The 20,842-nt window shown below is 47.1% G+C and carries 18 protein-coding genes and 1 tRNA gene; all 19 read right to left on the bottom strand.

What is annotated here, in order from left to right; genetic code table 11:
* Window position 1: 1 nt before the first annotated feature.
* The 19 genes from rplB to tuf (ACMXYT_RS15770) all read right to left on the bottom strand — a co-directional run bounded on the left by rplB (window position 2) and on the right by tuf (ACMXYT_RS15770) (window position 20,823).
* Window positions 2–829 (bottom strand): 50S ribosomal protein L2, encoded by an 828-nt coding sequence (gene rplB / locus ACMXYT_RS15680; RefSeq protein ID WP_415882736.1) that lies wholly within the window; start codon window positions 827–829, stop codon window positions 2–4.
* A 15-nt stretch (window positions 830–844) separates the two neighbouring features.
* Window positions 845–1,141 (bottom strand): 50S ribosomal protein L23, encoded by a 297-nt coding sequence (rplW, locus tag ACMXYT_RS15685; RefSeq protein ID WP_415886126.1) that lies wholly within the window; start codon window positions 1,139–1,141, stop codon window positions 845–847.
* Window positions 1,138–1,743 (bottom strand): 50S ribosomal protein L4, encoded by a 606-nt coding sequence (rplD, locus tag ACMXYT_RS15690; protein ID WP_415886127.1) that lies wholly within the window; start codon window positions 1,741–1,743, stop codon window positions 1,138–1,140. The genes rplW and rplD overlap by 4 nt, the downstream gene beginning before the upstream one ends.
* 11 nt (window positions 1,744–1,754) lie before the next feature.
* On the bottom strand, window positions 1,755–2,393 hold the full coding sequence (rplC, locus tag ACMXYT_RS15695; RefSeq protein WP_415882738.1) for a 50S ribosomal protein L3: 639 nt from the start codon (window positions 2,391–2,393) through the stop codon (window positions 1,755–1,757).
* A gap of 122 nt (window positions 2,394–2,515) precedes the next feature.
* Window positions 2,516–2,827, bottom strand: a complete 312-nt coding sequence (rpsJ, locus tag ACMXYT_RS15700; RefSeq protein WP_075174125.1) for a 30S ribosomal protein S10 — start codon at window positions 2,825–2,827, stop codon at window positions 2,516–2,518.
* A 221-nt stretch (window positions 2,828–3,048) separates the two neighbouring features.
* Entirely contained in the window at window positions 3,049–4,272 is a 1,224-nt protein-coding gene (tuf, locus tag ACMXYT_RS15705) for an elongation factor Tu (protein ID WP_415886129.1), read from the bottom strand.
* A gap of 37 nt (window positions 4,273–4,309) precedes the next feature.
* Window positions 4,310–6,403: an elongation factor G gene (gene fusA, locus ACMXYT_RS15710; protein WP_415911656.1), complete on the bottom strand. Its 2,094-nt coding sequence runs from the start codon at window positions 6,401–6,403 to the stop codon at window positions 4,310–4,312.
* 18 nt (window positions 6,404–6,421) lie between these two features.
* Window positions 6,422–6,892 carry a 30S ribosomal protein S7 gene (gene rpsG / locus ACMXYT_RS15715; protein WP_415882741.1) on the bottom strand — a complete coding sequence of 157 codons (471 nt, stop codon included), beginning with the start codon at window positions 6,890–6,892 and terminating at the stop codon, window positions 6,422–6,424.
* A 121-nt stretch (window positions 6,893–7,013) separates the two neighbouring features.
* Complete coding sequence (gene rpsL, locus ACMXYT_RS15720) at window positions 7,014–7,388, bottom strand: 30S ribosomal protein S12 (RefSeq protein WP_007021369.1); 375 nt, start codon at window positions 7,386–7,388, stop codon at window positions 7,014–7,016.
* Window positions 7,389–7,532: 144 nt separating this feature from the next.
* Complete coding sequence (gene rpoC, locus ACMXYT_RS15725) at window positions 7,533–11,759, bottom strand: DNA-directed RNA polymerase subunit beta' (protein WP_415899439.1); 4,227 nt, start codon at window positions 11,757–11,759, stop codon at window positions 7,533–7,535.
* Window positions 11,760–11,833: 74 nt separating this feature from the next.
* Entirely contained in the window at window positions 11,834–15,934 is a 4,101-nt protein-coding gene (gene rpoB / locus ACMXYT_RS15730) for a DNA-directed RNA polymerase subunit beta (protein ID WP_415911657.1), read from the bottom strand.
* 168 nt (window positions 15,935–16,102) lie between these two features.
* On the bottom strand, window positions 16,103–16,474 hold the full coding sequence (gene rplL, locus ACMXYT_RS15735; protein WP_007021372.1) for a 50S ribosomal protein L7/L12: 372 nt from the start codon (window positions 16,472–16,474) through the stop codon (window positions 16,103–16,105).
* Window positions 16,475–16,544: 70 nt separating this feature from the next.
* Window positions 16,545–17,036 carry a 50S ribosomal protein L10 gene (rplJ, locus tag ACMXYT_RS15740; RefSeq protein ID WP_415882744.1) on the bottom strand — a complete coding sequence of 164 codons (492 nt, stop codon included), beginning with the start codon at window positions 17,034–17,036 and terminating at the stop codon, window positions 16,545–16,547.
* Between the two features lie 214 nt (window positions 17,037–17,250).
* Window positions 17,251–17,946, bottom strand: a complete 696-nt coding sequence (gene rplA, locus ACMXYT_RS15745; RefSeq protein WP_415882745.1) for a 50S ribosomal protein L1 — start codon at window positions 17,944–17,946, stop codon at window positions 17,251–17,253.
* Window positions 17,946–18,380 (bottom strand): 50S ribosomal protein L11, encoded by a 435-nt coding sequence (gene rplK / locus ACMXYT_RS15750; protein WP_297305736.1) that lies wholly within the window; start codon window positions 18,378–18,380, stop codon window positions 17,946–17,948. The genes rplA and rplK overlap by 1 nt, the downstream gene beginning before the upstream one ends.
* Window positions 18,381–18,481: 101 nt before the next feature.
* Window positions 18,482–19,015 (bottom strand): transcription termination/antitermination protein NusG, encoded by a 534-nt coding sequence (nusG, locus tag ACMXYT_RS15755; protein ID WP_415882746.1) that lies wholly within the window; start codon window positions 19,013–19,015, stop codon window positions 18,482–18,484.
* A 13-nt stretch (window positions 19,016–19,028) separates the two neighbouring features.
* The gene (secE, locus tag ACMXYT_RS15760; RefSeq protein ID WP_415882747.1) at window positions 19,029–19,445 is read right to left on the bottom strand and encodes a preprotein translocase subunit SecE; all 417 of its coding nucleotides are present in this window, start codon (window positions 19,443–19,445) and stop codon (window positions 19,029–19,031) included.
* 13 nt (window positions 19,446–19,458) lie between these two features.
* A tRNA-Trp gene (locus ACMXYT_RS15765) sits at window positions 19,459–19,534 on the bottom strand.
* A gap of 65 nt (window positions 19,535–19,599) precedes the next feature.
* Window positions 19,600–20,823 carry an elongation factor Tu gene (tuf, locus tag ACMXYT_RS15770; RefSeq protein WP_415886129.1) on the bottom strand — a complete coding sequence of 408 codons (1,224 nt, stop codon included), beginning with the start codon at window positions 20,821–20,823 and terminating at the stop codon, window positions 19,600–19,602.
* Between the last annotated feature and the right edge of the window lie 19 nt (window positions 20,824–20,842).

Here is a 20,842-nt window from a genome sequence, read left to right on the forward strand (position 1 = left end):
CTTACTTAGCGTTACGACGGCGTACGATCAACTTATCAGTACGCTTGTTCTTGCGAGTTTTATAACCCTTAGTCGGAACACCCCATGGCGACACTGGGTGACGACCACCGGAAGTACGACCTTCACCACCACCGTGTGGGTGGTCTACTGGGTTCATCGCAACACCACGAACAGTAGGACGAACACCACGCCAGCGCGTAGCACCAGCTTTACCAAGCTGACGCAAGGAGTGCTCACTGTTGCTCACTTCACCCAGAGTTGCACGACATTCAACTAGGACTTTGCGCATTTCGCCAGAACGTAGACGAAGAGTCGCATAAGCACCTTCACGTGCAACCAACTGTGCAGATGTACCCGCAGAACGAGCAATCTGAGCACCTTTACCAGGCTTCAACTCAACACAGTGGATTACAGAACCCACTGGGATGTTGCGTAGAGGCATAGTATTACCAGGCTTGATATCTACAGAATCGCCAGACATGATCTTAGCGCCCGCAGAAACACCTTTAGGTGCAATGATGTAACGACGCTCACCGTCTGCATATACAACTAGTGCGATATGCGCAGAACGGTTAGGATCATATTCCAAACGCTCAACTGTCGCTGGAATACCGTCTTTGTTACGACGGAAATCGATGATACGGTACTGCTGTTTGTGACCACCGCCAATATGACGAGTAGTGATGCGACCGTGGTGGTTACGACCACCGCTCTTGCTCTTTTTCTCAACAAGAGCTGCATGAGGCTTACCTTTATGCAGTTCAGTGTTAGTCACTTTAACTACATGACGGCGTCCAGCAGAGGTCGGCTTAGTTTTAGTCACTGCCATTTTATATACCCTCTATTACTCGCCACCAAGGAAATCAATCTCAGAGCCGTCAGCTAGAGAAACGTATGCTTTACGCACATCGCTACGCTTGCCGAAACCACGCATAGTACGCTTGGTTTTGCCCTTAGCATTAAGAACGTTCACGCCTTTAACTTTAACGTTGAACAGCTCTTCAACTGCTTGCTTGATTTCTGGTTTAGTAGCGTCTTTAGCCACACGGAATACTACTTGCTGAGAACCATCAGCTACGATAGTAGCTTTCTCGGAGATGTGCGGACCCAGCAGCACTTGATAAATGCGTTCCTGTTTCATGCCAGCTTCTCCTCGATTTTCTTCAGAGCAGCAACAGTAACTAGTACTTTATCAAAGCCAACCAGAGAAACCGGGTCAACGCCAGCAGCATCACGTACATCAACGTGTGGTACGTTACGTGCAGCTAGGTACAAGTTCTGCTCTACATCTTCAGTAATCAGCAGTGCGTTAGTCAGCTCAAGCTCGTTCAGCTTAGCCACAAACTGTTTTGTCTTTGGAGATTCCAAAGCGAAATCTTCAACAACAACCAGACGTTCTTGACGTACAAGCTCAGAGAAGATGCAACGCATTGCTGCGCGGTACATTTTCTTGTTTACTTTCTGAGCGTAGTCACGCGGCTGAGCCGCGAAGGTAACACCACCGGCACGCCAGATTGGAGAACGGCTAGTTCCCGCACGTGCACGACCTGTACCTTTTTGACGCCATGGCTTAGCACCACCGCCAGAAACCGCAGAACGGTTTTTCTGAGCTTTAGTGCCTTGACGACCGCCAGCCAAGTAAGCTGTAACTACTTGGTGAACTAGCGTTTCGTTGAATTCTTTACCAAAAGCCAGGTCGGAAACTTCAACCGAACCATTAGCTCCAGCTAAATTCAGATTCATTTCAAACCCCCTTAGGCGCCAGCTTTAACAGCTGGTTTAACGATTACGTCACCGCCAGTTGCGCCTGGAACAGCACCTTTGATCAACAACAGGTTGCGTTCAGCGTCTACGCGAACAACTTCTAGGGTCTGCACAGTAACCTGAGCATTACCCATTTGACCTGCCATCTTCTTGCCTTTCCAAACACGACCAGGAGTCTGACATTGACCAATAGAACCCGGAGCACGGTGAGAAAGAGAGTTACCGTGTGTCGCGTCCTGCATGGAGAAGTTCCAGCGCTTAACGCCACCCTGGAAACCTTTACCTTTAGACTGACCTGTTACGTCAACTTTCTGACCAGCTTCGAAGCGCGCAACTGTTAGCTCGTCGCCAACGTTGACTTCGTCGCCACCTGACAGGCGGAACTCCCACAAACCACGACCAGCTTCAACACCAGCTTTAGCAAAGTTACCAGCTTCTGGCTTAGAAAGGCGGTTAGCCTTCTTAGCACCAGTAGTAACCTGCACTGCTTGGTAGCCGTCGGTTTCTTCTGTTTTCACAGCAGTAACACGGTTCGGTTCCACTTCGATGACGGTGACTGGCACGGATACGCCGTCTTCAGTGAAGACGCGAGTCATACCCGCTTTACGTCCGATAAGACCTACAGACATTTTCTTTTAAAACCTCTTGCCAGTTGTGTACGGGGCTGTTACCCACTACGGCTGCCCTTTCCAGAGCATTCCACACTAAATAAGCGCTTCATTAATTAAAATTAACTCTGCGCAGTTGCCTTTTAGCCGAGGCTGATCTGCACTTCAACACCCGCAGCAAGATCTAGCTTCATCAATGCGTCAACTGTTTTTTCAGTTGGCTCAACGATGTCTAGAACACGCTTATGTGTACGGATTTCATACTGATCACGCGCATCTTTGTTTACGTGAGGTGAAATCAGAACAGTGTAGCGTTCTTTGCGAGTAGGAAGTGGGATCGGACCTCGTACTTGAGCGCCTGTTCTCTTTGCAGTATCTACGATTTCCTGCGCAGAAGAGTCGATCAAGCGATGATCAAAGGCTTTCAGACGAATACGAATTTTCTGATTCTGCATTTCGATCACACATTTCCAAAAAATAATTTTACGGCATACGCCGACCTCCCCCTACTATGAGGGGGACGCAAATTCTACTTATGTCACTTGCGAAGGTCAACAGTAAGCAGGATTAATTTGTACAATTAACAAACAATCTATACTTACACCCCCGAACAAGCTTATAAGTAGGCACAAAAAAGCCCTCACAGGGAGGGCTTTTTCAAATCAAAGAGTATTAATTACTCAACGATTTTAGATACAACACCAGCACCTACAGTACGGCCACCTTCACGAATCGCGAAACGTAGACCTTCTTCCATTGCTACTGGGTTGATTAGTGTAACGTCCATCTTAACGTTATCACCAGGCATTACCATTTCTACACCCTCTGGAAGCTCACATGCACCAGTGATGTCAGTTGTACGGAAGTAGAACTGTGGACGGTAACCTTTGAAGAATGGAGTGTGACGACCGCCTTCTTCTTTGGATAGTACGTATACTTCACCCTCGAAACGAGTGTGAGGAGTGATAGAACCTGGAGCTGCTAGTACTTGACCACGCTCAACTTCTTCACGCTTAGTACCACGTAGTAGAACACCAACGTTCTCACCAGCACGGCCTTCGTCAAGAAGCTTACGGAACATCTCAACACCAGTACAAGTAGTAGTCGTAGTTTCTTTGATACCTACGATTTCAACTTCTTCACCAACCTTGATGATACCACGCTCAACACGACCAGTTACTACAGTACCACGACCCTGGATAGAGAATACGTCCTCGATTGGCATGATGAATGCACCGTCGATAGCACGCTCTGGCTCTGGGATGTAAGAATCTAGAGTTTCTAGAAGAGTCTTAACAGCAGTAGTACCTAGCTCGTTGTCGTCCTGGCCGTTTAGAGCCATTAGAGCAGAACCTGGAACGATTGGAGTGTCGTCACCTGGGAATTCGTACTGGTCTAGAAGCTCACGAAGCTCCATTTCAACCAATTCTAGCATCTCAGCGTATTCTTCAGAGTCAGCACCACCACAGTCTTCTGCAAGTAGGTCTGCTTTGTTTAGGAATACTACGATGTAAGGTACACCAACCTGACGAGACAGTAGGATGTGCTCACGAGTCTGTGGCATTGGACCATCAGTCGCACCACATACTAGGATAGCGCCGTCCATCTGTGCAGCACCAGTGATCATGTTCTTAACGTAGTCAGCGTGACCTGGGCAGTCAACGTGCGCGTAGTGACGCTCTGGAGTGTCATACTCTACGTGAGAAGTCGCGATTGTGATACCACGCTCACGCTCTTCTGGAGCGTTATCGATGTTAGCGAAATCTACCGCTTCACCACCGAAAACTTCAGCAGCTACACGTGTTAGAGCAGCAGTTAGCGTTGTTTTACCGTGGTCAACGTGGCCGATTGTACCAACGTTTACGTGCGGTTTCGTGCGTTCAAATTGTTCTTTAGCCACTTTTCATTACCTCAAAGTAATTAGGCGAATAAAAATATTAGTTCTGATTGATTACAGCGTCAGCGACATTTTGTGGCGCTTCAGCGTAGTCGAGAAACTCCATCGAGTAAGTCGCACGACCCTGCGTCGCAGAGCGTAGGTCGGTTGCATAACCGAACATCTCACCCAGCGGAACATGAGCGTTGATAATCTTACCCGAAGAACTGTCTTCCATCCCCTGCACAAGACCACGACGACGGTTCAGGTCACCCATCACGTCACCCATGTAATCTTCTGGGGTTACAACTTCAACTTTCATCATTGGCTCTAACAAGCACGCATTTGCTTCTTGTGCGAACTTTTTAAGCGCCTGTGATGCAGCGATTTTAAACGCCATTTCGTTGGAGTCAACATCATGGAAGGACCCATCGTACAAACGTGCTTTAAGGCCGATTAACGGATAGCCAGCAATGACACCGTTATGCATCTGTTCCTCAATACCTTTTTGTACAGCTGGGATGTATTCCTTAGGAATAGCACCACCGACAATCTCGTTGATAAACTCTAGACCCTCTTCATCAGAAGGGCTAAATTCAACGACAACATGACCATATTGACCACGACCACCTGACTGACGTACAAACTTGTGGTTTGCGTCAACAGACTGACGGATCTTCTCACGGTAGGCTACCTGTGGTTTACCGATATTGGCTTCAACCTTAAATTCACGCTTCATACGATCCACGAGAATATCAAGGTGCAATTCACCCATACCGGAAATAATTGTCTGACCCGTCTCCTGATCTGTTTCAACTTGGAAAGATGGATCTTCTTGCGCAAGCTTACCTAGCGCAATACCCATTTTCTCTTGATCAGCTTGAGACTTAGGCTCAACCGCTACAGAGATAACTGGTGCAGGGAATTCCATACGCTCAAGGACAATCTTGTTGTCACCATCACATAAAGTATCACCCGTAGTTACATCCTTCATACCGATTAGAGCTGCGATGTCGCCTGCGCGAACCTCTTTAATCTCATCACGGTTGTTAGAATGCATCTGCACCATACGACCAACACGCTCTTTTTTACCCTTAACAGAGTTAAAGACCGCATCACCCGACTTAAGAACACCCGAGTACACACGTACGAACGTAAGCGTACCTACAAATGGGTCTGTAGCAATTTTAAATGCAAGAGCAGAGAACGGCGCGTCATCATCAGCCTCACGCTGTGCAACAGTTTCCTGTTCATCATCTAGCGTACCTTCGATCGATTTAACCTCGATCGGAGATGGCATGTATTCGATAACCGCATCCAAAACAGCTTGAACACCTTTGTTCTTAAACGCAGAACCAGCCTGCATAAGAACAATATCGTTATCCAAGGTACGAGCACGAAGCCCCTGTTTAATCTCTTCCTCTGATAGATCACCTTCTTCAAGGTATTTTTCCATCAGCTCTTCTGATGCTTCAGCAGCAGCTTCAACCAGCTCTTCGCGAAGCTCATCAGCTTTATCTTGCAAATCAGCTGGAATATCTTCCAGCTCGTAGGTCATACCCTGATCCACTTCATTCCACATAATGGCTTTCATGCGAACCAGATCGACAACACCAACAAAATCTTCTTCTGCGCCAATCGGGAAATTGATTGGTACAGCATTAGCGCCAAGACGATCTTTTAACTGATCTACAACCATGAAGAAATCCGCACCAAGGCGATCCATCTTATTGACGAATACCATGCGCGGAACTTCATATTTGTTAGCTTGACGCCAAACCGTTTCTGTCTGAGGCTGGACACCGGAAGATGCACATAACACAACAACTGCACCATCAAGCACACGCAGTGAGCGCTCTACTTCGATGGTGAAGTCAACGTGCCCAGGAGTATCGATGATATTGATACGATGATCATCGAACTGCTGGTTCATACCCTTCCAAAAGCAAGTTGTTGCAGCAGAAGTAATTGTAATACCACGCTCCTGCTCTTGCTCCATCCAGTCCATTGTCGCAGCGCCATCATGCACTTCACCGATCTTATGAGAAAGACCGGTGTAGAACAGGACACGCTCAGTTGTAGTCGTTTTACCGGCATCTACATGCGCACAAATTCCGATGTTACGGTAACGTGCGATAGGAGTTTTACGAGCCACGACTTAATCCTCAGTATCTTAGAAGCGGTAGTGAGCGAATGCTTTGTTCGCTTCAGCCATACGGTGCACGTCTTCACGCTTCTTAACTGCAGCACCACGGCCTTCAGCAGCGTCCATCAACTCGCCTGCTAGACGCAGAGCCATTGACTTCTCACCACGACCACGTGCAGAGTCTACAGCCCAACGCATAGCTAGAGCCATACGACGAGCAGGACGTACTTCAACTGGTACTTGGTATGTAGCACCACCAACACGGCGGGATTTAACTTCAACCGCTGGCTGGATAGCTTCTAGAGCTTTTTCGAATAGCTCGATTGGATCTTGTTCAGAACGCTCTTCGATTTTATCTAGAGCACCGTAAACGATCTTCTCAGCTACAGACTTCTTACCGTGAACCATTACATGGTTGATAAACTTAGCAAGAACTGTGCTTCCGAATTTAGGATCCGGTAAAATTTCGCGCTTTGCAGCGACGCGTCTTCTAGGCATTGATAAGCCCTCAATAAATTAAAAGGTCTTCAGGTATTCCAAGCAATTGATGCTAGGCCTTACTCTTACCGTGTATTCAACACAGTGTTTAGGTAACTAAAGCACTATGTTGGGACGACGATTAAGACTTAGGACGCTTAGCACCGTACTTAGAACGGCCTTGCTTACGCTCATTAACACCTGAGCAATCTAGTGCGCCACGAACTGTGTGATAGCGAACACCAGGAAGGTCCTTAACACGACCACCACGAATTAGAACAACGCTGTGCTCCTGCAAGTTGTGACCTTCACCACCAATGTAGGAAGCAACTTCGAAGCCGTTGGTCAAACGAACACGACATACTTTACGTAGTGCTGAGTTCGGTTTTTTCGGAGTAGTGGTGTATACACGGGTACAAACGCCACGACGCTGAGGACAAGCCTGCAATGCACGAACATCGCTTGGCTGAACTTTGCGTTTACGTGGTTTACGTACCAGCTGGTTAATCGTTGCCATTAAGCAAACTCCACGTTTTGATTTAACACCATAAAAAAAATTGGATTTACACAATCCAATCACAAAGGGGCCGGAATTTTAATCAATTCCGGCCCTAAACGTCAAATACTGGATACTATTTATTCAATATTTTCGAATAAATTGTTATTCAGCATCTGGCATTGAAGCATTTAGCGCTTCTGTCAGTGCCTGCTGAACTTCTTCAGCACTTACTGTCACGGACTCACCTTCAGCAGGTTGAGCACGTTTGCGCTTACGCTCTTCATGGTAAGCAAGACCTGAACCCGCTGGGATCAGACGACCTACTACCACGTTTTCTTTCAGGCCGCGCAGGAAGTCCTGCTTGCCTGTTACCGCACCCTCCGTTAGAACTCGAGTTGTTTCCTGGAAGGATGCTGCTGAGATGAAGGACTCAGTAGCCAAAGATGCTTTAGTGATACCCAATAGTACGCGATCGTACTTAGCTGGGATCTTACCAGCAGCTTCTAGCTCTTCGTTCTCTGCCAATACAGCTTGGTATTCAACCTGATCACCTGGGATGAATGTAGAATCACCCGCAGATACAATCTCAACTTTACGCAGCATCTGACGAACAATTACCTCGATGTGCTTATCGTTGATGCCTACACCCTGTAGACGGTATACGTCCTGGATTTCACCAGTGATGTATTTCGCCAGCTCTTCTACACCTAGTACGCGTAGAATGTCATGTGGGTTAGACGGACCATCAGAAACAACCTCACCCTTCTCTACATGTTCACCTTCGAACACGTTCAGGTTACGCCATTTCTGGATCATTGTTTCATGTGGCTCTGCATCACTAGGAGAGATCACAAGACGTTTCTTGCCTTTAGTCTCTTTACCGAAGCCGATTAGACCAGAAACTTCTGCAAGAATCGCAGACTCTTTCGGTTTACGTGCTTCGAATAGATCCGCAACTCGCGGCAGACCACCGGTGATATCCTTGTTCACAGTACCTTCTTGAGGAATACGTGCAAGAACGTCACCTACTTGTACTTCAGCGCCATCGCTAAGGTTCATGATCGCTTTAGCTGGTAGTAGATACTGCGCTGCAGAATCTGTACCTGGATGCATTACTTCATTACCTTTCGCATCCAATAGCTTGATCATAGGACGGATATCTTTACCTGCTGCTGGACGATCTTTAACGTCCAATACCTCAGTTGTAGATAGACCTGTTAGCTCATCAGTCTGGCTCTTAACGGTAATACCGTCTTCCATGCCTGAAAGCTCAACCTTACCCGCCACCTCAGAGATGATTGGGTGAGTATGTGGATCCCAGTTAGCTACGATGTCGCCTGCTTCAACAGAGCTACCGTCTTTAACTTTGATCACAGAACCGTATGGAAGCTTGTAACGCTCACGCTCACGACCGTGCTCATCAGTTACACCCAGCTCACCAGAACGAGAAGTTGCAACCAACGCACCATCTGGACGCTCTACAAACTTAAGGTTGTGAAGACGAATTTCACCGCCGTTCTTAACCTGAATGCTGTCTACAGCAGCTGCTCGTGATGCAGCACCACCGATGTGGAACGTACGCATCGTTAGCTGTGTACCTGGCTCACCGATTGACTGAGCAGCGATAACACCCACTGCTTCACCTGGGTTAACCAAGTGACCGCGACCAAGATCACGACCGTAACATTTAGCACAGATACCGTGACGTGTACGACATGTGATCGCACTGCGCACGATAATCTCATCGATAGAAGAGTACTTCTCATCGTTTTCTAGACGATGTTTCCATGCTTCATCGATTAGCGTACCCGCTTCGATTAGAACCTCTACACCCTGTGGATCTAGAACATCAACAGCCACTGTACGACCTAGTACACGATCACCCAGCGCAACTACTACGTCACCACCTTCGATCAGAGGTACCATGCTCAGACCTTCTTCAGTACCACAATCATGCTCTGTGATAACTACGTCTTGAGCTACGTCTACTAGACGACGCGTTAGGTAACCGGAGTTCGCTGTCTTCAATGCCGTATCGGCTAGACCCTTACGAGCACCGTGGGTCGAGATAAAGTACTGAAGTACGTTTAGACCTTCACGGAAGTTCGCAGTGATCGGTGTTTCGATGATAGAGCCATCCGGCTTAGCCATCAGACCACGCATACCCGCCAACTGACGAATCTGTGCAGCACTACCACGGGCACCGGAGTCGGCCATCATGTATACAGAGTTAAAAGATTCCTGCTCGGACTCTTCGCCATCTTTTGTAACAACCGGCTCAGTCTTCAAGTTATCCATCATCTTCTTAGCCAACAATTCGTTAGCACGAGACCAGATATCGATAACTTTGTTGTATTTCTCACCCTGAGTTACCAAACCATCAGCGAACTGACGTTCGATATCCATTACCTCAGCTTCTGCTTCATCGATAATAGTTGTTTTCTCAGCTGGAATTTCGAAGTCGTTAACACCGATAGAAACACCAGACATAGTTGCCTGACGGAAGCCCATGTACATCAGTTGGTCAGCAAAGATTACTGTATCTTTCAGACCACAGCGACGGTAAGCTTCGTTAAGAAGGCGAGAGATCGCTTTCTTCTTCATTGGCTGGTTAACAAGCTCGTAAGGTAGACCTGCTGGAACGATTGCGAACAACAACGCACGACCGGCCGTTGTTTCTTTCATTTCAGTAATCGTTTCTAGGTTACCTTCGATGTCACGAATGCTTTCTGTAACACGTACTTTGATCTTTGCTTGTAGATCAAGTTCACCGGCACCTTGCGCTCGAGCGATCTCTTCGATGTCAGCAAATACCATGCCTTCACCTTTCGCGTTCACTCGATCACGAGTCATGTAGTAAAGACCCAATACAACGTCCTGAGAAGGTACGATGATCGGCTCACCATTGGCAGGTGATAGTACGTTGTTTGTAGACATCATCAACGCACGCGCTTCCAACTGAGCTTCAATAGTCAGTGGAACGTGTACAGCCATCTGGTCACCGTCGAAGTCGGCGTTGTATGCCGCACAAACTAGTGGGTGTAGCTGAATAGCTTTACCTTCGATCAGTACCGGCTCGAATGCCTGGATACCAAGACGGTGAAGTGTTGGAGCACGGTTAAGTAGTACAGGGTGCTCACGGATTACTTCGTCTAGGATATCCCATACTAGTGCTTCTTCGCGCTCAACCATCTTCTTAGCCGCTTTAATTGTAGTCGCATGACCACGAAGCTCTAGCTTGGAGAAGATGAATGGCTTAAATAGCTCAAGTGCCATCTTCTTAGGAAGACCACACTGGTGTAGACGTAGGTATGGACCTACCACGATTACAGAACGGCCAGAGTAGTCAACACGCTTACCTAGAAGGTTTTGACGGAAACGACCCTGCTTACCTTTGATCATATCGGCCAAAGATTTCAGAGGGCGCTTGTTAGAGCCAGTAATCGCACGACCGCGACGGCCGTTATCTAGCAATGCATCAACAGATTCCTGCAACATACGTTTTTCGTTACGTACGATGATATCTGGAGCATTAAGGTCAAGTAGACGCTTAAGACGGTTGTTACGGTTGATAACACGACGGTAAAGATCGTTAAGATCAGATGTCGCGAAACGACCACCATCTAGTGGTACTAGCGGACGAAGATCTGGTGGAAGTACTGGTAGTACTTCAAGAATCATCCACTCAGGCTTGTTGCCTGACTTGTAGAAAGCTTCTAGTAGCTTAAGACGCTTAGAAAGCTTCTTGATCTTAGTTTCAGAGTTAGTCTGCGGTAGTTCTTCACGCAGTTGATTAACTTCTTCTTCAAGCTCAATAGAAGACAATAGTTCTTTAACAGCTTCTGCACCCATACGTGCGTCGAAGTCATCACCGAACTCTTCTAGCGCTTCAAAGTACTGCTCATCGTTCAGTAGCTGACCGCGCTCAAGCGTAGTCATGCCTGGATCGATTACTACGAAAGATTCGAAGTAAAGAACACGTTCGATATCACGTAGCGTCATATCCAGCATCAAACCGATACGGGATGGCAGAGACTTAAGGAACCAAATGTGCGCTACAGGAGAAGCAAGTTCGATGTGTGCCATACGCTCACGACGAACTTTAGCTAGCGTTACTTCAACGCCACACTTCTCACAGATAACACCACGGTGTTTCATGCGCTTATATTTACCGCACAAGCACTCGTAGTCTTTTACTGGACCAAAGATTTTGGCACAGAATAGACCTTCACGTTCTGGCTTGAACGTACGGTAGTTAATAGTTTCCGGCTTTTTAACTTCACCGTACGACCATGAACGGATCATTTCCGGAGAGGCCAGAGTGATCTTGATAGAGTCGAACTCTTCAGATTGGCCCTGTGTTTTCAGCAGATTCAGCAGATCTTTCATTCTTTCAAGCTCCTAACGGAGTTCTTGCTTGAGGCCGCCCGAAGGCGACCCCCGCCTGGTATACAGTTTTGTGCTTATTCGGATTCGAGCTCGATGTCGATACCCAGAGAACGGATCTCTTTAATAAGTACGTTGAAGGATTCCGGCATACCCGGCTCCATACGGTGATCGCCGTCGACGATGTTCTTATACATCTTCGTACGACCATTCACGTCATCGGACTTAACTGTAAGCATCTCTTGTAGAGTATAAGCAGCACCGTATGCTTCTAGTGCCCATACCTCCATCTCACCGAAACGCTGACCACCGAACTGCGCCTTACCACCCAGCGGCTGCTGCGTAACAAGACTATAAGAACCAGTAGAACGAGCGTGCATTTTGTCGTCTACCAAGTGGTTCAGTTTCAGCATGTACATGTAACCAACAGTTACAGGACGGTCAAACTTGTTGCCGGTACGGCCGTCAAACAACGTTGACTGACCTGTATCGCTCAAACCTGCAAGACGAAGTAGAGATTTCAATTCAACCTCTTTCGCACCGTCAAAGGCAGGTGTAGCTAGAGGTACACCACCACATAGGTTCTTAGCTAGCTCTAGAATCTCATCATCAGAGAAGCTATCTAGATCTTCTGTGCGGCTGTTCATGCCAGCACCCAGATCTGCATTATAGATCTGATCTAGGAAGCTACGGATCTCAGTTACTGTTTCAGTGCGCTCGCGCTCCTGATCCAGCATCTCATTGATACGACGACCTAAGCCTTTCGCAGCCATACCCATGTGCGTCTCTAGGATCTGACCTACGTTCATACGAGACGGTACACCCAGTGGGTTCAGTACGATATCTACTGGCTCACCGTTCTCATCGTAAGGCATGTCTTCTACAGGCATGATTACAGAGATAACACCCTTGTTACCGTGACGACCCGCCATCTTGTCACCAGGCTGTACGCGACGCTTAGTAGCAACGTAAACCTTAACAATCTTAAGGACGCCAGGTGCAAGATCATCACCTGTCTGCAGCTTGCTCTTCTTATCTTCGAAACGCTTGTCTAAAGATTCTTTACGATCTTCAAGCTGTTTCTGAGCTAGCTCTAGCTGTTCAACTGCATTTTCATCAGAAATGCGGATGTTGAACCAATCAGATTTAGACAATCCAGCCAGGAATTCAGCTGTGATCTCTTCGCCTTTCTTCAGGCCTGCACCACCGTCAGCTTTCAAGCCAACTAGTACACGACCTAGACGTTCGAACGTTGCCTGCTCAACGATGCGAAGCTCTTCGTTTAGATCCTTACGGATTGCGTCAAGCTCCGCCTTCTCGATAGATAGCGCACGCTCATCTTTCTGAACGCCATCACGTGTGAATACTTGTACGTCGATTACTTTACCAACAGTACCTGTTTTAACACGTAGAGATGTATCTTTAACGTCAGAAGCTTTCTCACCGAAGATCGCACGTAGCAGCTTCTCTTCTGGCGTTAGCTGGCTTTCACCTTTAGGCGTTACTTTACCTACAAGGATGTCACCTGGGCCTACTTCAGCACCGATGTGAACAATACCTGCTTCATCAAGCTTCGCCAGTGCAGACTCACCAACGTTTGGAATATCTGATGTAATCTCTTCAGAACCCAATTTCGTATCACGCGCCACACAGGTTAGTTCCTGAATGTGGATAGTTGTGAAACGATCTTCCTGAACTACACGCTCAGAGATTAGGATGGAGTCCTCGAAGTTGTAACCATTCCAAGGCATGAAGGCGATACGCATGTTCTGACCAAGTGCTAGCTCACCCATATCAACGGATGGACCATCAGCCATAACATCGCCAACTTTTACAGTATCACCAGGATTAACGATAGAGCGCTGGTTGATACATGTATTTTGGTTGGAACGTGTGTATTTAGTCAGGTTGTAGATATCTACACCTGCATCACCCGCTGTAACTTCGTCGTCGTTTACACGAACCACGATGCGGCTCGCATCTACAGACTCAATCAGACCACCGCGACGTGCCACAACACATACACCGGAGTCTTGAGCTACGTTACGCTCGATACCAGTACCTACTAGCGGCTTATCAGCACGTAGTGTTGGTACAGCCTGACGCTGCATGTTCGATCCCATCAATGCACGGTTCGCATCATCGTGCTCTAGGAATGGAATCAAGGATGCCGCAACAGATACAACCTGACGTGGAGATACGTCCATGTACTGGACTTTGTCAGGAGACATTACTGTTGTTTCGTTTAGGTGACGAACTGTTACAAGCTCATCCAATAGACGACCTTCGTCATCCATTGTTGCAGACGCCTGTGCGATTACGAATGTATTCTCTTCAATCGCAGATAGGTAATCTAACTCATCTGTTACTTTGCCATCTACTACACGACGGTAAGGAGTCTCTAGGAAACCATAGTCATTTGTACGAGCAAATGTTGCCAAAGAGTTGATCAAACCGATGTTTGGACCTTCCGGCGTTTCGATTGGACATACACGACCGTAGTGAGTTGGGTGTACGTCACGTACCTCGAAGCCCGCACGCTCACGTGTTAGACCACCTGGACCTAATGCAGAAACACGACGCTTGTGAGTTACTTCTGAAAGAGGGTTGTTCTGATCCATAAACTGAGACAGCTGAGATGAACCGAAGAACTCTTTAATTGCAGCCGCAACAGGTTTAGCGTTGATCAAATCCTGAGGCATCAGGTTATCAGATTCCGCCATGCTTAGACGTTCACGAACAGCACGCTCAACACGAACCAGACCTACACGGAACTGGTTTTCTGCCATTTCACCAACAGAACGGATACGACGGTTACCCAAGTGATCGATATCATCCACGGTACCTTTACCGTTACGGATATCAATCAAGGTCTTCATAACCTCAAGAATATCTTCTTTATCTAGTACGCCAGAACCAGTAACTTCTTCGCGACCTAGACGGCGGTTGAACTTCATGCGACCAACAGCAGAAAGATCGTAACGCTCTTCAGTGAAGAAAAGGTTTTCGAACAATGCTTCAGCAGATTCTTTTGTTGGTGGCTCACCAGGACGCATCATACGGTAGATTTCTACCAATGCTTCTAACTGGTTACGCGTAGGATCGTTACGTAGCGTATCAGAGATGAATGGACCACAATCTAGGTCATTCGTGTACAGAGTTTCGAACTCAGTGATATTTGCAGCACGAAGCTGTTCAACCAGTTCTTCTGTAATCTCAGCGTTACAACCACAGATCAGTTCACCTGTAGATGGGTCGATAACATCTTTAGCAATTGCCTTGCCAGCCAAGTACTCCATTGGTACTTCAAGCTGTTCCATGTTGGCTTTTGCCATCTGACGGATGTGACGAGGCGTGATACGACGACCCGCTTCAACAATCACATTACCTTCAGGATCTTTCACTTCAAAAGACAGTGTTTCACCACGTAGACGATCAGCAACCAACTTCATGTTGATTGTTTCAGACGTCAGGTTCCAAGACGTGTTATCGAAGAAGATATCTAGGATCTCTTCAGCCTGGTAACCCAAAGCGCGCAACAAGATAGTTGCAGGCAGCTTACGACGACGGTCAATACGTACGAATAGGCTATCTTTTGGATCAAATTCAAAGTCTAACCAAGAACCACGGTAAGGAATCACTCGCGCAGAGTAAAGTAGCTTACCAGAAGAGTGTGTTTTACCTTTATCGTGATCAAAGAACACACCTGGTGAACGGTGTAGCTGAGATACGATTACACGCTCAGTACCGTTAACTACGAAAGTTCCGTTTTCAGTCATCAAAGGCATTTCGCCCATATAGACTTCTTGTTCCTTGATGTCTTTTACGGCTTTGTTGCTGGATTCACGGTCATAAATAACCAGACGAACTTTCACACGCAGAGGTGCTGCGTATGTAATACCGCGTATTTGACACTCTTTTACGTCAAATACAGGCTCACCCAGACGGTAGCCAACATATTCTAGAGATGCATTTCCAGAATAGGACACGATCGGGAAGACGGAGTTAAATGCTGCATGCAGACCAGCATCTAAACGATCTGCTGCTTCAACCCCTGTCTGCAAAAACTTTTTATAGGAGTCAAGCTGAATTGCCAGCAAGTAAGGCACATCCATTACTTGCGGTAATTTACCGAAGTCCTTACGGATGCGTTTCTTTTCAGTGTATGAATAAGCCATCAGTGTTCCCCAGCAAGTGCACCAATTTATAAGCAGGCCGAAAACCCGTTTCGGACTGTGTTACCGCTATTTATTTGCTGTCTATAAATAACGGAAAAAGGCCGGTGGCATATAGCCACCAGCCGTCAGCACTTCGAACAGAAATCTGTTCGGATTAGCATGAAGTTATTACTTAACTTCAACAGAAGCGCCAGCTTCTTCCAGTGCTTTCTGAAGTTCTTCAGCTTCTTCTTTGCTAACGCCTTCTTTAACAGCAGCTGGAGCGCCGTCAACGATGCCTTTAGCTTCTTTCAGGCCAAGACCTGTAGCGCCACGTACTGCTTTGATTACGTTAACTTTCTTATCGCCAGCAGCAGTTAGGATAACGTCAAATTCAGTTTTCTCTTCAGCAGCCGCACCAGCATCGCCAGCAGGACCAGCAGCTACAGCAGCAGCTGCAGTTACACCGAATTTTTCTTCCATTGCTTCGATAAGAGCAACAACGTCCTTAACAGACATTTCAGCAATTGCGTTTAGGATATCTTCGTTAGTCAGAGACATTTTCTATATTCCTGATATTTGTAAGCCCGAAGGCTCATTAAAACTTGTATAAATAAAGGTGCGTATAAACTTACGCAGCTTCTTCTTTCTGGTCGCGAACTGCTGCAATAGTACGGCATAGTTTGCCGGCTGCAGCTTCTTTCATGCAAGCCATCAGCTTCGCAATTGCTTCGTCGTAAGTTGGCAAGCTTGCTAGCATAGCCACGTCTACAACTTCACCTTCGAATGCTGCTGCTTTCAGTTCAAAGTTCTCATTGTCTTTCGCAAAGTTCTTCAGGATACGAGCGCCAGCGCCCGGGTGTTCCTGAGAGAAAGCAATGATACTTGGACCTTTGAAAGTGTCCTGTAGGCATGCATAGTCAGTGCCTTCAACTGCGCGTTTAGCAAGCGTGTTACGTACAACTTTAAGCCATACGCCGTTTTCACGAGCTTCTTTACGCAGTGCAGTCATATCGCCTACTTCAACGCCGCGGGAATCCGCAACAACAGCAGACAGAGCACTAGATGCAGCTTCCTGGACTTCAGCGACGATCGCTTTTTTATCTTCGAGTCCTAATGCCACGATTTACTCCTGGAGTAGTCTTTCGACTTATTACCAACCGCCTCATTACTGAGGCTTTCCGAGTACGGTGGTTTGATTCAAATACAGAATCTCACCGTCTGCGCAGGCTGGTTTAGCCCATTAAGATAAGGAAACCCCTATCACCTGCGGTCTTTGACGGCCTTCATCTCTGTGTAACAGGTACAGAAGACCCTCAAAAAACCTTTCATGTTGATTAAACTTCTAGAGAAGCCTGATCAACTAGCAAACCTGGACCCATAGTAGTCGACAGGGTTACTTTCTTAAGATACACGCCTTTAGCAGAAGCCGGCTTCAGCTTCTTAAGGTCAGCAACAAGTGCTTCGATGTTCTGCTTGATAGCAGCCGCTTCGAAGTCAGCTTTACCAACACCTGCGTGGATGATGCCGTTCTTGTCAGTACGGAAACGAACCTGACCAGCTTTAGCATTGTTTACAGCTGTAACAACATCTGGAGTTACTGTGCCAACTTTAGGGTTAGGCATTAGACCACGCGGACCTAGAACCTGACCAAGCTGACCAACAACGCGCATCGCGTCTGGAGTTGCGATAACAACACCAAAGTCCAGATCACCACCTTTCATCTGCTCTGCTAGGTCTTCGAAACCAACAACATCAGCACCTGCAGCTTTTGCTTTCTCAGCGTTTTCGCCTTGAGCAAATACAGCTACACGAACATCGTTACCAGTACCGTTTGGCAGCACAGTAGAACCACGAACAACCTGATCAGATTTACGTGGATCAACACCAAGGTTTACAGCAACATCAACAGTTTCTTTGAACTTAACAGTAGAAAGTTCAGATAGTAGAGAAACTGCATCTTCAATAGAGTAAGCTTTACCCGCTTCAACTTTCTCAGCGATTAGCTTCTGACGCTTAGTCAACTTAGCCATTACTCATCACCCTCCGGAATCAGACCCATGCTACGCGCAGTACCTGCGATAGTACGTACAGCTGCATCCATATCTGCAGCAGTTAGGTCAGGCATTTTAACAGTTGCGATCTCTTCCATCTGAGCGCGAGTAACGTTACCCACTTTCTCAGTATTTGGACGACCAGAACCGCTCTTAAGACCTGCAGCTTTCTTAAGAAGAACTGCTGCTGGAGGTGTTTTAGTGATGAAAGTAAAGCTACGATCAGCATAAACAGTAATTACAACAGGAACTGGCAAGCCGTTTTCCATGCTCTGAGTTTGAGCATTGAACGCTTTACAGAATTCCATGATGTTAACACCATGCTGACCTAGCGCAGGACCTACTGGTGGTGACGGGTTAGCGCCGCCGGCAGGAACTTGCAGCTTGATATAAGCTTCAATCTTCTTAGCCATTTTTATTTAACTCCTAGTGGGTTCAAACGCCTTACAGCTCCCCATTTTCTCAAGACAGAAAAACCCCAGCTCTCGCTGAGGTTATTCCTTAAAACTCTAAATCAGGCTTTTTCGACCTGACCGAAATCCAATTCAACCGGTGTAGATCGACCGAAGATCAATACTGCCACCTGCAGCTTGTTCTTCTCGTAGTTAATCTCTTCAACCACACCGTTAAAGTCAGCAAACGGCCCATCGATAACTCGAACCATTTCACCCGGCTCGAACACAGTCTTCGGACGCGGCTTATCAACACCGCTCTCAACTCGACTAAGGATCTCGTTAGCTTCTGCTTCTGTGATCGGCGCAGGATTACCTGCAGTACCACCAATAAATCCAAGAACGTGCGGCGTATTCTTAACTAAGTGCCAGCTCTCATCATTCATATCCATGTGAACTAACACATAACCTGGATAGAACTTACGCTCAGATTTACGTTTCTTACCGTCACGGATTTCAACAACCTCTTCGGTAGGCACCAACACCTCACCAAAAAGATCCTGCATAGAATGCAGCTCAATTCGTTCTTTCAGCGTATTCATTACACGCTTTTCGTACCCGGAGTACGCATGAACAACATACCAACGCTTAGACATGCTTATCAGCCTCTTAACCTATTGCTCCAGATACTAACCAGCTCAACAATGAGTCAAGCCCCCACAACGCCAAACCCATAATCAGAACCACAACCACAACAATCGCTGTTGTCTGTGCTGTTTCTTGACGTGTCGGCCATACTACCTTGCGAATTTCCTGCTTTGCTTCTTTAAACAAAGTAAAAAACGCTTTCCCTTTTGCTGTTTGCAGAGAGATAAAACCTGCAATCAACGCTAACACAAGCAGTGCAACCACACGGTAGAACAAAGACTGATCTGCGTATACAGAGTTACCTACAACGCCCGCAGTAACAATTGCCACTACAGCGACCCACTTAAGGGCGTCAAACTTTGAACCTTCGGAATTCACTTTGGCATTCACGCTTAGGGCCTCAGGATTACTTAAAAATAGCTTGTGTCTTGATGCCATCTCAGAAAAGAGATGGCAGGCCAGGAGGGACTCGAACCCCCAACCTGCGGTTTTGGAGACCGCTGCTCTGCCAATTGAGCCACTGGCCTACTGCATAATAGGGAGGCATATTGTATAAGCCTCCCTATCAGTTGGCAATACCTAATTGTTGATTTTATTCAACAATTTTAGATACAACACCAGCACCTACAGTACGGCCACCTTCACGAATCGCGAAACGTAGACCTTCTTCCATTGCTACTGGGTTGATTAGTGTAACGTCCATCTTAACGTTATCACCAGGCATTACCATTTCTACACCCTCTGGAAGCTCACATGCACCAGTGATGTCAGTTGTACGGAAGTAGAACTGTGGACGGTAACCTTTGAAGAATGGAGTGTGACGACCGCCTTCTTCTTTGGATAGTACGTATACTTCACCCTCGAAACGAGTGTGAGGAGTGATAGAACCTGGAGCTGCTAGTACTTGACCACGCTCAACTTCTTCACGCTTAGTACCACGTAGTAGAACACCAACGTTCTCACCAGCACGGCCTTCGTCAAGAAGCTTACGGAACATCTCAACACCAGTACAAGTAGTAGTCGTAGTTTCTTTGATACCTACGATTTCAACTTCTTCACCAACCTTGATGATACCACGCTCAACACGACCAGTTACTACAGTACCACGACCCTGGATAGAGAATACGTCCTCGATTGGCATGATGAATGCACCGTCGATAGCACGCTCTGGCTCTGGGATGTAAGAATCTAGAGTTTCTAGAAGAGTCTTAACAGCAGTAGTACCTAGCTCGTTGTCGTCCTGGCCGTTTAGAGCCATTAGAGCAGAACCTGGAACGATTGGAGTGTCGTCACCTGGGAATTCGTACTGGTCTAGAAGCTCACGAAGCTCCATTTCAACCAATTCTAGCATCTCAGCGTATTCTTCAGAGTCAGCACCACCACAGTCTTCTGCAAGTAGGTCTGCTTTGTTTAGGAATACTACGATGTAAGGTACACCAACCTGACGAGACAGTAGGATGTGCTCACGAGTCTGTGGCATTGGACCATCAGTCGCACCACATACTAGGATAGCGCCGTCCATCTGTGCAGCACCAGTAATCATGTTCTTAACGTAGTCAGCGTGACCTGGGCAGTCAACGTGCGCGTAGTGACGCTCTGGAGTGTCATACTCTACGTGAGAAGTCGCGATTGTGATACCACGCTCACGCTCTTCTGGAGCGTTATCGATGTTAGCGAAATCTACCGCTTCACCACCGAAAACTTCAGCAGCTACACGTGTTAGAGCAGCAGTTAGCGTTGTTTTACCGTGGTCAACGTGGCCGATTGTACCAACGTTTACGTGCGGTTTCGTGCGTTCAAATTGTTCTTTAGCCATCAGTCTGTCCAGTACAATT

This window comes from Neptuniibacter sp. QD37_11, assembly GCF_047778105.1.
Classification (GTDB): Bacteria; Pseudomonadota; Gammaproteobacteria; order Pseudomonadales; family Balneatricaceae; genus Neptuniibacter.

Coding starts and splice junctions, on each gene's coding strand:
- rplB (WP_415882736.1), bottom strand. CDS start 829: ATGGCAGTGACTAAAACTAAGCCGACCTCTGCTGGACGCCGTCATGTA.
- rplW (WP_415886126.1), bottom strand. CDS start 1,141: ATGAAACAGGAACGCATTTATCAAGTGCTGCTGGGTCCGCACATCTCC.
- rplD (WP_415886127.1), bottom strand. CDS start 1,743: ATGAATCTGAATTTAGCTGGAGCTAATGGTTCGGTTGAAGTTTCCGAC.
- rplC (WP_415882738.1), bottom strand. CDS start 2,393: ATGTCTGTAGGTCTTATCGGACGTAAAGCGGGTATGACTCGCGTCTTC.
- rpsJ (WP_075174125.1), bottom strand. CDS start 2,827: ATGCAGAATCAGAAAATTCGTATTCGTCTGAAAGCCTTTGATCATCGC.
- rpsG (WP_415882741.1), bottom strand. CDS start 6,892: ATGCCTAGAAGACGCGTCGCTGCAAAGCGCGAAATTTTACCGGATCCT.
- rpsL (WP_007021369.1), bottom strand. CDS start 7,388: ATGGCAACGATTAACCAGCTGGTACGTAAACCACGTAAACGCAAAGTT.
- rpoC (WP_415899439.1), bottom strand. CDS start 11,759: ATGAAAGATCTGCTGAATCTGCTGAAAACACAGGGCCAATCTGAAGAG.
- rpoB (WP_415911657.1), bottom strand. CDS start 15,934: ATGGCTTATTCATACACTGAAAAGAAACGCATCCGTAAGGACTTCGGT.
- rplL (WP_007021372.1), bottom strand. CDS start 16,474: ATGTCTCTGACTAACGAAGATATCCTAAACGCAATTGCTGAAATGTCT.
- rplA (WP_415882745.1), bottom strand. CDS start 17,946: ATGGCTAAGTTGACTAAGCGTCAGAAGCTAATCGCTGAGAAAGTTGAA.
- rplK (WP_297305736.1), bottom strand. CDS start 18,380: ATGGCTAAGAAGATTGAAGCTTATATCAAGCTGCAAGTTCCTGCCGGC.
- nusG (WP_415882746.1), bottom strand. CDS start 19,015: ATGTCTAAGCGTTGGTATGTTGTTCATGCGTACTCCGGGTACGAAAAG.
- secE (WP_415882747.1), bottom strand. CDS start 19,445: ATGGCATCAAGACACAAGCTATTTTTAAGTAATCCTGAGGCCCTAAGC.
- tuf (WP_415886129.1), bottom strand. CDS start 20,823: ATGGCTAAAGAACAATTTGAACGCACGAAACCGCACGTAAACGTTGGT.